At 63.7% G+C, this 10821-nt stretch carries 12 protein-coding genes; 3 read left to right on the forward strand and 9 right to left on the reverse strand.

What is annotated here, in order from left to right:
- Positions 1-768 (reverse strand): ComEC/Rec2 family competence protein (locus AC5JJ6_RS24875; RefSeq protein WP_496044639.1); only part of this gene is annotated, 768 nt, incomplete at its 3' end.
- Between the two features lie 124 nt (positions 769-892).
- Here AC5JJ6_RS24875 and gltX point away from each other — a divergent pair.
- From gltX to AC5JJ6_RS24890, 3 genes are all read left to right on the forward strand, one after another.
- Positions 893-2299 (forward strand): glutamate--tRNA ligase, encoded by a 1407-nt coding sequence (gene gltX / locus AC5JJ6_RS24880; RefSeq protein WP_496044640.1) that lies wholly within the window; start codon positions 893-895, stop codon positions 2297-2299.
- Between the two features lie 102 nt (positions 2300-2401).
- Positions 2402-3700: a citrate synthase gene (gene gltA, locus AC5JJ6_RS24885; RefSeq protein ID WP_496044641.1), complete on the forward strand. Its 1299-nt coding sequence runs from the start codon at positions 2402-2404 to the stop codon at positions 3698-3700.
- Positions 3693-3914 carry a hypothetical protein gene (locus AC5JJ6_RS24890; protein ID WP_496044642.1) on the forward strand — a complete coding sequence of 74 codons (222 nt, stop codon included), beginning with the start codon at positions 3693-3695 and terminating at the stop codon, positions 3912-3914. Before gltA ends, AC5JJ6_RS24890 begins: the two co-directional genes overlap by 8 nt.
- A 92-nt stretch (positions 3915-4006) precedes the next feature.
- Here the strand turns inward: AC5JJ6_RS24890 and gloA are convergent, their stop codons facing one another.
- The 8 genes from gloA to bamA all read right to left on the reverse strand — a co-directional run.
- Positions 4007-4402, reverse strand: a complete 396-nt coding sequence (gloA, locus tag AC5JJ6_RS24895; protein ID WP_496044643.1) for a lactoylglutathione lyase — start codon at positions 4400-4402, stop codon at positions 4007-4009.
- Position 4403: 1 nt separating this feature from the next.
- Positions 4404-5615, reverse strand: coding sequence for a lipid-A-disaccharide synthase (gene lpxB / locus AC5JJ6_RS24900; RefSeq protein WP_496044644.1), 1212 nt, complete (start codon positions 5613-5615; stop codon positions 4404-4406).
- A complete protein-coding gene (locus AC5JJ6_RS24905) occupies positions 5612-6433 on the reverse strand; it encodes an LpxI family protein (RefSeq protein WP_496044645.1) in 822 nt (273 codons plus the stop codon). Before AC5JJ6_RS24905 ends, lpxB begins: the two co-directional genes overlap by 4 nt.
- The gene (gene lpxA, locus AC5JJ6_RS24910; protein WP_496044646.1) at positions 6423-7226 is read right to left on the reverse strand and encodes an acyl-ACP--UDP-N-acetylglucosamine O-acyltransferase; all 804 of its coding nucleotides are present in this window, start codon (positions 7224-7226) and stop codon (positions 6423-6425) included. Before lpxA ends, AC5JJ6_RS24905 begins: the two co-directional genes overlap by 11 nt.
- Positions 7227-7235: 9 nt before the next feature.
- Positions 7236-7718 carry a 3-hydroxyacyl-ACP dehydratase FabZ gene (fabZ, locus tag AC5JJ6_RS24915; RefSeq protein WP_496044647.1) on the reverse strand — a complete coding sequence of 161 codons (483 nt, stop codon included), beginning with the start codon at positions 7716-7718 and terminating at the stop codon, positions 7236-7238.
- A 2-nt stretch (positions 7719-7720) separates the two neighbouring features.
- A complete protein-coding gene (gene lpxD / locus AC5JJ6_RS24920; protein ID WP_496044648.1) occupies positions 7721-8758 on the reverse strand; it encodes a UDP-3-O-(3-hydroxymyristoyl)glucosamine N-acyltransferase in 1038 nt (345 codons plus the stop codon).
- A gap of 62 nt (positions 8759-8820) precedes the next feature.
- On the reverse strand, positions 8821-9402 hold the full coding sequence (locus tag AC5JJ6_RS24925; RefSeq protein WP_496044649.1) for an OmpH/Skp family outer membrane protein: 582 nt from the start codon (positions 9400-9402) through the stop codon (positions 8821-8823).
- 3 nt (positions 9403-9405) lie between these two features.
- On the reverse strand, positions 9406-10821 hold a 1416-nt coding region (bamA, locus tag AC5JJ6_RS24930; protein ID WP_496044650.1), incomplete at its 5' end, for an outer membrane protein assembly factor BamA.

Raw genomic sequence — 10821 nt, forward strand, 5'->3', positions numbered from 1 at the left:
GGTCTGCTGGCCGGTCAGGAAAGCGCCGATGACGCCACCCTCCGCCCCACCGACCGTTTCGCCGATCCTCGTCCCCATCGACACCCGCAGCCGTTCCGCCGCCGCCATGACGCCGGTCCAGAAATCGACCGGCCTGTCTTCGATCCGCTCGGCCTTGCCGACCGCATAGCCGACGCCGCCGATCCCGGCGAAGAAGGCGGATCGGCCGAAGTCGAATGCGCCGGGCATGACCGGTCCCGGCGGCGGCGAAACGACCGCCACGATCCGGACCCGCTCGCCCGGCTGCGGCAGTTCCAGCGCATTCCGCAAGCGTAGCCGGATACGGCCGGGAGTAGCCGCTGGGTCGATCCGGGGAATCGACAGGTCGGTCAGCACGACCCGTCCGCCCTTTTCCAGCTTGTCGATGCTGAGGACACGCCCGTTAATCGGAACCGGCCCGACTTCCTTCACCAGCATGGGAGCGGAAACCAGCGCGGTTCGCGCTTGAGCCGCGGCAAAGCCGAGAGCCGGGGCGAGCAGCACCAGGCAAATCAGCAATGCGCGGTCGAAACGGCGCAGAAGCACGGCCGACAGCGCCAGCACCGACGCCGCAATGGCTCCGCTCCAATCCGGCGGTTCGGCCGGCAGCAGGAAATAGCCGACCACACCCAGTCCGATGCCAGCGGGCACCCAGAGAATCCAGCGCTCCCGCTCCGCCGCGAAGCAGGCGCCCAGGCGGCGCAGCGGGTTGCGCCATCCAGACCCGCGGCCCGCGAGCGCAGCTGCCATGCCGTAAACTGAGGTCCGCGATGCGTGACTACTCATCATTCCGCCGGTTGGGGTGCATGGCCGGCCCCAGTGTGATATGTCTGCCGAAACCATTCTAGCAGTCCAGATCGGAATTGCGGTAACGATGACCGTCGTCACGCGTTTTGCGCCCTCGCCCACCGGATTTCTCCATATCGGCGGGGCGCGTACAGCCTTATTCAATTGGCTGTTCGCCCGCCATCACGGCGGCACCTTCCTGTTGCGGATCGAGGATACCGACCGCGCCCGTTCCACCGAAGCGGCGGTCGAGGCCATCCTCGACGGCTTGAAGTGGCTCGAACTCGGCTGGGACGGCGACGCCGTGTCGCAGTTCGAGCGGCGCGGCCGCCATGCCGAAGTCGCGCACCAGATGATGGAGGCCGGCCACGCCTATCGCTGCTACGCCAGCCCGGAAGAGCTGGAGGCGATGCGCGCCGAACAAAAGGCCGCCGGCCAGCCGATGCGGTACGACGGGCGCTGGCGCGACCGCGACCCGGCGGAAGCACCCGCCGGCGTCTCGCCGGTGATCCGGCTGAAGGCGCCGCAGGAAGGTGAAACCGTCCTGGCTGACCATGTCCAGGGAGAGGTGCGGGTCCAGAACGCGCAGCTCGACGACATGGTCCTGCTGCGGGCCGACGGCACGCCGACATATATGCTGTCGGTCGTGGTCGACGACCACGACATGAACGTGACCCATGTGATCCGGGGCGACGACCACCTGACCAACACCTTCCGCCAGATCCAGATCTATCGCGCGATGGGCTGGGACCTGCCCCAATTCGCGCATATTCCCCTCATCCATGGGGCTGACGGCGCGAAACTGTCGAAACGGCACGGCGCGCTGGGCGTTGATGCCTATAGGGACATGGGTTACTTGCCGGAAGCCGTGCGCAACTACCTGCTTCGGCTTGGCTGGGGTCATGGCGACGACGAGATCATCTCGACCGAACAGGCGGTCGAGTGGTTCGATCTCGGCGGCATCGGAAGGTCGCCTTCACGCTTCGATTTCGCCAAGTTGGACAACCTGAACGCGCATTACATGCGATTGGCTGACGACGTCCGCCTGGTCGGCCTGATCGTGCCGCTCATCGAGGCCAAGTCAGGCGCACCGGTGAATTCAGAGGCCCGCGACCTGTTGACGCGGGCGATGCCGGGACTGAAGCAAAGGGCGAAGACGCTTGTTGAATTGGCGGACTCGGCGCAGTTTTACGTAGTGGCCCGGCCGCTCAAGATGACCGACAAGGCGGCCGATCTGGTTACCGGCGAAGGGGCTGCGGTATTGGCGGAACTGGCCGAGCGGCTGCGTCCTTTCGACGCTTGGGATGCCGCATCGATCGAGGCGGAAGTGAGGCAATACGCTGAAAATAAGGGACTTAAGCTTGGCAAGGTGGCTCAGCCGTTAAGGGCGGCCCTGTCCGGCTCGACAGTTTCTCCACCAATTTTCGAGGTTGCCGAGTTATTAGGGAAAACGGAAACACTGGCGCGCATTGCGGATATTGCGCAACCGCGCTAAGGCCCACGCGCTGCGTTGCCAACACAGCTTCGCAGTATTATTCTCACTTGATATGAGACGGTACGGGTTTTCCCGATGCCGCAATCACAAGGAAGTGCCGAGATGAGCCAGAAAACGGTTACGCTGACTGATAACAGCACCGGTAAGACTTACACGTTGCCGGTGCTCCCAGGCACTACCGGCCCTGAAGTGATAGATATTCGTAAACTTTACGCCGATAGCGGTTATTTTACCTACGACCCCGGTTTTACTTCGACCGGTAGCTGCGAGTCCAAGATTACCTATATCGATGGCGATGAAGGTATTCTGCTGCACCGCGGCTACGCGATCGAGGATCTGGCGAAGAACTGCAATTTCCTCGAAGTCTGCTATCTGCTTCTCCACGGCGAGCTTCCGTCCCCCGAACAGCTCGTCACCTTCGACAAGACCATCACCTACCACACGATGGTCCACGAGCAGATCAACTACTTCCTTCGCGGCTTCCGCCGCGACGCCCACCCGATGGCGATCCTCTGCGGCGTGACCGGCGCCCTGTCGTCCTTCTACCACGACAGCACGGATATCGAAGATCCGAAGCAGCGGATGATCGCCTCCCACCGGCTGATCGCCAAGCTGCCGACCATCGCCGCGATGGCCTACAAGTACTCGGTCGGCCAGCCCTTCATGTATCCGCGCAACGATCTCAGCTACGCGGAAAACTTCCTCTACATGACGTTCGGCGTGCCCTGCGAGCCGTACGTGAACAATCCGGTGCTGAGCCGGGCGATGGACCGCATCTTCATCCTGCATGCCGATCACGAGCAGAACGCCTCGACCTCCACGGTCCGTCTGGCGGGCTCGTCGGGCGCCAACCCGTTCGCGTGCATCGCCGCCGGCATCGCGTCCCTGTGGGGCCCCGCCCATGGCGGCGCCAACGAAGCCGTGCTGAAGATGCTCCAGGAGATCGGCGACAAGGACCGCATCCCCGAGTTCATCAAGCGCGCCAAGGACAAGAACGACAGCTTCCGCCTGATGGGCTTCGGCCACCGCGTCTACAAGAACTTCGACCCGCGCGCCCAGGTGATGCGCGAGACCTGCCACGAAGTGCTGGCTGATCTGGGAATCAAGAACGACCCGCTGCTCGATATCGCGATGGAGCTGGAGCGTATCGCCCTCGAGGACGAATACTTCATCGAGAAGAAGCTGTACCCGAACGTCGATTTCTACTCGGGCATCATCCTGAAGGCCATGGGCTTCCCGACCAGCATGTTCACCGTGCTGTTCGCCGTCGCCCGCACCGTGGGCTGGATCGCCCAGTGGAAGGAAATGATCGAAGATCCGGGGCAGAAGATCGGCCGCCCGCGTCAGCTCTACACCGGTGCGACGCAGCGGACGTTTATTCCGCAGAACGAGCGTGGCTGACCGGCGCGTCACTTCCCATATCGGCTCGGGCGGGTCCAATGGATCCGCCCGCAATCCCCCTGTGAGCATCGCGACGACACGCGGTGCCCGCATCTTTCCTCAAGCGGCCAATGACAACCGTGCTCCGATGCGGGTGCGGCTGCTGCGGCTGGCGCGCTGGATTGTCCTGCTGGCCATCGTCGGCGGAATAGGTTGGTACCTGCTGCGGCACTAACCCATTGCGGCATCAACCCAATGAAAAAGGGCGCTCCTCGGAGCGCCCTTTTCGTTTCGGCGGAACGATGTTCGTCGGACCGCAGCTTTCCTTCACGAACGTTCGATCAGTTCCACCTTGTAGCCGTCCGGATCCTCGATGAAGGCGATTACGGTGGTGCCGTGTTTCATCGGGCCGGGCGGACGCGGGATCTTGACGCCTTCCGCCTCCAGCTCCTTGCAGGTGCCGTAGATGTCCGGCACGCCGAGGGCGATGTGACCATAGGCGGTGCCGAGCTGGTACGGCTCCTTCTGGTCCCAGTTGTGCGTCAGCTCCAGGACGGTATGGTCCGATTCATCGCCATAGCCTACGAAGGCCAGCGTGAAGCGGCCGCCTTCGAAATCGGTACGGCGCAGCAGCTTCATGCCGAGCAAGCGGGTGTAGAAGTCGATCGACTTATCCAGGTCATAGACCCGCAGCATCGTGTGCAGCATGCGGAAATTCGCCATCTCATATCCCTCCGGTTTTCTTGGATACCGTATCAACGTTTGACGTGCCGTTCCGGCCTTCGAGTATGCCGAATACCACGTCTGCCGCGCGCTCGCTCGGCGGCGGACCTCCCTGCCCCAGCCAGCGCGCGACTTCGGCGACTCCATCCCGCTGCTCCGAGCGGGCGGCGGGATCGTCGAGCAGTCTGCCGACCGCGTCCGCCAGGTTTTCCGGCGTGCAGTTTTCCTGAAGGAACTCCGGCACCAGCATCCGGTCCAGCATGATGTTGACCAAGTTGGCGTATTTGACGTGGATGAAGCGCCGGTAAAGTCCGACGGTGACCGGGTGCATCCGATAAGCGATGACAGCCGGCAGCCGCGCCAGCGCCAATTCCAATGCTACGGTTCCCGACGCCGCCAGCGCCACTTCCGACGCGGCGAAGGCATCGTACTTGTCCTGGTCTCCCTCGACCAGGATTACCGGTACCGGCCACCCCGCGACCTCGGCCGCAACCGTGTCGCGCACGTGGGGCACGGTAGGAACGACGGCGACAAGGCCACGATGGCTCGGCGCCAGACGCTCCAGCGTCGCCTTGAAGTCCGGCAGCAGGCGGCTGATCTCGCTCCGGCGGCTGCCGGGCAGGACCGTCAGGAGACGGGTACCGAGAGGGATCCCGTGCTTGGTCCGGAAGCGGCCGGCGTCTCCCGAAGCCGCACCCCCCTCCACGATGGAATGGCCGACGAAGGTGCAGGGCAATCCTTCCCGCTCGAAATAGGGCGGTTCGAACGGAAGGAGAGCCAGCAGGTGATCCAGAAAGGCGGCGATCTTCCGTGCCCGCTTGGGCCGCCACGCCCATACCGTCGGCGCCACGTAATGGACGAAGGGAATGCCGGAGCCTTTCAGGCGCTTGGCGATGCGGAAGCAGAAGTCCGGTGCGTCGATCGTCACGACGACATCAGGTCGCCTGTTCCGGATCTCCACTGCCGTCTGCTTCAGCCGCCGGATCAGGTTGGGCAGCCGGGGCAGAAGCTCGGCGATGCCCATCAGCGACAGCTCGTGGAGCGGGAACAGGGTTTCCAGCCCCTCCGCGATCATACGGTCGCCACCGATCCCGGCGAAGCGGATGGGGCCGTCCGCCTTGCGCTTCATGGCGGCCATCAGGCGCGCGCCGAGCAGATCGCCGGAAGGTTCGCCGGCGATCAGGAAGACCAACGGTCCTGTTTCGGAACTCACGAGGTGTTGTCCAATCCAACCACGAAAAGACCGAGCCGGTCGGCCTGTGATGCTATCGCATCCCGGTCCAGCGCGATGGTCTTGCCTGCTTCGACCGCGATGCCGCGCAGGCCTGCGGCGGCGCACCGCTCCACCGTCACGACGCCGACTGTGGGCAGGTCGAAACGAAGATCCTGCGTGGGTTTGGTCATCTTGACCAGCACGCCGCCGGGACCGTCGCGGCGCAGGGTCGCGCAGCGCTCGATCAGGGCGTCGGTACCCTCGATCGCCTCGATACCGAGCACCAGGCCTTGCTGAACGATGACGGCTTGGCCGACATCCAGAGGCCCCAGGGCGCGGATCACGGCGACACCGCGCGCGATATCTCCTTCGGCCTGCTCATCGGGCTTGAGACCGCCCAACGGCCCCGCCGGTGTCAGAAGATCTCGGAATACGTCATGGGCCGCCACCACGTGAAAGCCCTCGCCTTCAAGCTCCGCCGTCACCGCCTTCAACAGCCCGTCATCGCCAAGCGCGCGGGCGCCGATCCGGGCGAAGAAGCGGGCGCCCCGCCAATCCGGCTTAAGCTCGACAAGGCTGGGACGGCGTACCCGGCCGGCCAGGACGATGTCGCGCGCGCCGGCGGCGCGCAGGGCGTCGAGCATGGTGCCGGCTGCTCCCAAGCGGACCCAGAGATCGACATGGCGGCCGATACCCTCCGGTTCCGCATGCCCTTCCAGGCCAAGCACGAAGGCCTCGCGGCCGATCGAGTGGCAAGCCTCCAGCAGCCTTACCGGCAGATCGCCGCCGCCCGCGATGATGCCGAGCTTAGGAAGCATTCTCCACGCGGGGCTGGCAGATCGGGCGCGACGCTTCGGCGCGGATGAAGGACAGGATGTCGCCGACTACGGGCTGATCGCCGAATTCCTCGCCGACTTGATCGATCCGTTCGGCCAGCGTCTTGTCCGCCGCGAAAAGGGTCTTGTAGGCTGCGCGGAGCGTGCGGATAGCGTCCTTGTCGAACCCGCGGCGCTGAAGGCCGACGAGGTTCAGGCCATTGAGCCGGGCACGTTCACCCATGACGAGGCCGAACGGGATGACATCCTGCTCGACGCCCGACATGCCGCCGATCATGGCATGGGCACCGATCCGGACGAACTGGTGGACGGCCGACAGACCACCCAGGATCGCGTGGTCGCCGACGCGAACATGACCGCCAAGCGTGGCGTTGTTGGCGAGGATGACGTTGTTGCCGACGATGCAGTCATGCGCGACATGGGACGCCATCATGAACAGGCAGTTGTCGCCGACCTTGGTCACCATGCCGCCGCCTTCCGTGCCCGGATTCATCGTGACGTGCTCGCGGATGCGATTGTTGGCGCCGATGATCAATTCGGACGCTTCGCCATGGTATTTCAAGTCCTGAGGTGCATGGCCGATCGAAGCGAACGGGAAGATCTGGGTGCCCGGACCGATCCGGGTTCTCCCCTCGACGACCACATGCGAGTGGAGCCGGACGCCATCCTCCAACACCACATCGGGACCGACCACGCAGAACGGGCCGATGGTAACGGATGCGCCGATCCGGGCGGCCGGGTCGACGATCGCGTGGGGGTGGATGGATACTGTCATGCTGCCTGCTCACTCATCCAGGATCATGGCGGCGAAGGTCGCTTCGGCGCAGAGTGCACCGTTTACTTTGGCCTCGCCCTTGAACTTCCAGACATTGCGCCGGTGCTGGATCTTCGTAACATGGATATGAACGGTGTCACCCGGCGTCACCGGACGCCGGAAGCGGGCGTCGTCGATCGACATGAAGTAGACCAGCTTGCCTTCGGACTCGGCACCCAGGGTATGGACCACCAGGACGCCCGCCGTCTGGGCCATGGCTTCCACGATGAGGACGCCCGGCATGACCGGCCGCTGCGGGAAGTGGCCCTGGAAGAAATGCTCGTTGATCGACACGTTCTTGATGCCGACGGCGCTGACGTTGGCAATGGCATCCGTGACCCGGTCGATCATCAGCATAGGATAGCGATGCGGGATCATTTCCATGACACGCAGGATATCGATATCTATGCCAGGGGCGTTTTCCGCCGTCTTGTTCTCAGATGTGACTTCCATAACTATTCTTCCTTGAGACGGGACCGGTTCCCGCGGATCAGATTTCCCAGGGTCGCTACCTGACGCAGCCACTGCTTCATGGGAACCGCCGGATACCCTCCAACCTCGGTTCCAGCCGGAACGTCGCGCATGACGCCGGATTTTGCCGCGATCCTGGCGCCGGCGCCGATCTTCAGATGCCCGGCGATCCCGCCCTGTGCCGCCAGCACGACATGGTGATCAAGCCGCGTACTCCCGGAGATACCGGATTGCGCGACGATGACGCATCCCGGCCCCATGGTCACGTTGTGCCCGATCTGGACCAGATTATCAATCATCGACCCGCGCCCGATCACGGTATCGGGTCCGGCGCCGCGATCGATGGTCGAATTGGAACCGACCTCGACATCGTCCTCGATGATCACGCGGCCGAGCTGGGGAACCCGGACGAAACCCGTCGGGTCCATCGCGAATCCGAAGCCGTCCGTTCCGATCCGGACTCCCGGATAGATGTTGACGCGGCTGCCGATCAGGCAGTGACTGAGCGACGCACAGGCGCCGATCGTAGTGTTGTCGCCGATCTCGACCCGTTCGCCGACCACGGCATTGGATGCGATCCGGCACCGTTCGCCGATCCGGGCACCCGCACCGACCACGGCACCGGCTGCGACTTCCGTCCCCTCGCCGATTTCGGCGGTTGGATCGACGGTGGCGCCGGCGGCGACACCGGAACGGGGAGCCGGCAGCGGATAGAACGCCTGGGCCACAAGGGCGTAGGCGGTATAGGGCTTGCGGGTCACCAGCAGCGCCATGCCCTGGGGAGCGCGCGACACGACATCGGGGTGAACCAGACAAGCTCCCGCTCGGCTTGCTCTGAAAGCGTCGACATACTTCTTGTTGTCAAGGAAGCTGACATCGGTCGGGCCAGCGGCGTCGAGTGGAGCCACGTCGGTGAATACCGTGTCCGGGTCCGCTCCGGGACCTATCTCCGCACCGGCTATAGCGGCCAGTTTCTGGAGCGTGAAGGGTCCGGCAACGGTGAAAAAGCGAGGATCCGGCATGGCTCCCTTCTTTATGAGGTTTCGATGGTTGCCTTTGCCTCGGATACAGGCCCTGGGTCAAGTCAACTCTTGGGTACCGTTACCGGAACCGTCGGCAATTTTCTGTTCACCCGCTCAAGCACGGCCGATGTCAGGTCCAGGGACTTCTCCGCAAGCACCACCTGCTGTTTCGCGAGGACCAGCGTCGCCTTCTGTTCTCCGGCCACTTCGGTCACGATCTGGAGAACTGTATCCCGGACCTTGGTCATGGACTCGTTGAAGGCCTGATCCAGGACGCGCTTGCGTGCCTGGACGGTACGCTGGACGTCGGCGACCTGCTGCTCGAACTCCCGCCGCTTCTGGCCGAAATCGTCGGGAGACAGGACTGATCGCTGGCGGTTCAACTCCTGCTCGACCGCACGAAGCCTGTCTTCCTGCTTGGAGATCTCGTTCTGATAAGTCTCGCGCTGCGCTTCGAGCTGCTTCTGGATGTTCTTCGAAGCAGCCGCCTCCTGAAGGATGAACTGAACGTCCACAACGGCGACGACCGAGGCGGGAAGTTCGGCCAAGGCACCGCGAGGCTGCCCTGCCATGAGGCAGAGAACCATCGCGATGCCGGCCAAGCCCGGGAAGAGACGACGCCGGAGCGGAAGTTCAGCCACCATGGATCAGAACCGCGTTCCGAAGCTGAAACGGAACTCTTCCACCTTGTCGTAGTCTTCCTTGATGATCGGGAAGGCCAGATCGACGCGGATCGGACCGAGCGGCGACCGCCAGGAAATACCGAAGCCGGCGGCGACGCGGAGGGAGTTGTCATCGACCAACCGCTCACCGGCTATCGGTGTAGCGTCAGCTTCGCTCAACGTGCCGATATCCGCGAAGGTATGGCCGGTGACCCCGAACTCATCCGGCAGACCGATCGGGAAGGCTAGTTCGGCGCTGGCACGGGCGAACCGGTTGCCGCCGAGGGAGTCGTCGCTGTTCAGCTCACGAGGGCCTACGCCGGCAGGAGCGAAGCCGCGCAGGCTGTCGCCGCCCAGGAAGAAGCGGTCTGAAATCGCGACGTCCTGACCGATGCCGATGATGTAGCCGACTTCGCCCAGGAAGCTCAGCACGGTTCCTTCGGTGACCGGGAAGTAGACACCGGCACCCAGCCTATTGCGGGAGAACCGCGCATCGCCGCCCAAACCCGCGATCTCGTTGTTGAGGCGGATGAAGTAGCCTTCGGTCGGATTGATGCGGCTGTCGCGCGCGTCGTACATCAATTCCTGGCCGACCAGCGAGACGATCCGGGTACCCTGCTGCTCACGGATGAAGCGGGATGCGTCGGCAGCGACGTTCTCGATCTCGGTCTGCTGAAGCGTGTAGTTGAGGCGCTGCCTCAACCGCTCGGTCAGCGGATAACCCAAGCGGAAGCCGATGCCGGTGTTGGCTTCGTCGTAGGAGCTTTCGTCCTGGTTGTCGCGGGTGATGCGGAAGACATCCACGCCGGCCGCCAGATCGCGCTCCAGGAAGTACGGTTCGGTGAAGCTGAGGTCGAACTCCTGGGTGCGCCCCGACACAGTGGCGGAGAAGCGCAGGTCCTGTCCGCGGCCTAGAAGGTTGCGCTCGCGGATGCCGAAGTTCGCCAGTGGGCCGTCGATGGTCGAGAAGCCGGCACCGATCTCGATTTCACCGGTAGATTGTTCCTGGACGTCGACCTGGATGACGGAACGATCAGGCTGGACGCCCTCGGCGGTCGTAATGTTGACGCGCTCGAAGAAGCCGAGATCGCGGATGCGGCGCTCGGACCGGCGCAGCTTGGACGTATTGAACGGGTCGCCTTCCACCAGGGCCATTTCGCGCCGGATTACCTTGTCCAGCGTGCGGACATTGCCTGTAATGTCGATCCGGTCCACGAAGACCCGGGGACCTTCGCCGATGTCATAGACGACGTCGATGGTCCGCTGCTCGCGATTGCGTACGATGCGCGGCTGGATATCGACGAACGCGTACTGAAGATCGCCGACGGCATTGGTGAGGTTGGTGATCGACGTCTCGACCTCTTCCGCGTTGTACCAGTCGCCCTCTTCGGTGGTCAGCCG

The sequence above is a fragment of the Skermanella sp. genome (assembly GCF_059503625.1).

What these genes read in the sequence shown, in the direction of transcription:
- gltA (WP_496044641.1), top strand. Translation starts at nt 2,402, where the DNA reads ATGAGCCAGAAAACGGTTACGCTGACTGATAACAGCACCGGTAAGACT.
- AC5JJ6_RS24925 (WP_496044649.1), bottom strand. Translation starts at nt 9,402, where the DNA reads ATGGTGGCTGAACTTCCGCTCCGGCGTCGTCTCTTCCCGGGCTTGGCC.
- fabZ (WP_496044647.1), bottom strand. Translation starts at nt 7,718, where the DNA reads ATGGAAGTCACATCTGAGAACAAGACGGCGGAAAACGCCCCTGGCATA.
- lpxD (WP_496044648.1), bottom strand. Translation starts at nt 8,758, where the DNA reads ATGCCGGATCCTCGCTTTTTCACCGTTGCCGGACCCTTCACGCTCCAG.
- lpxA (WP_496044646.1), bottom strand. Translation starts at nt 7,226, where the DNA reads ATGACAGTATCCATCCACCCCCACGCGATCGTCGACCCGGCCGCCCGG.
- gltX (WP_496044640.1), top strand. Translation starts at nt 893, where the DNA reads ATGACCGTCGTCACGCGTTTTGCGCCCTCGCCCACCGGATTTCTCCAT.
- AC5JJ6_RS24905 (WP_496044645.1), bottom strand. Translation starts at nt 6,433, where the DNA reads ATGCTTCCTAAGCTCGGCATCATCGCGGGCGGCGGCGATCTGCCGGTA.
- gloA (WP_496044643.1), bottom strand. Translation starts at nt 4,402, where the DNA reads ATGGCGAATTTCCGCATGCTGCACACGATGCTGCGGGTCTATGACCTG.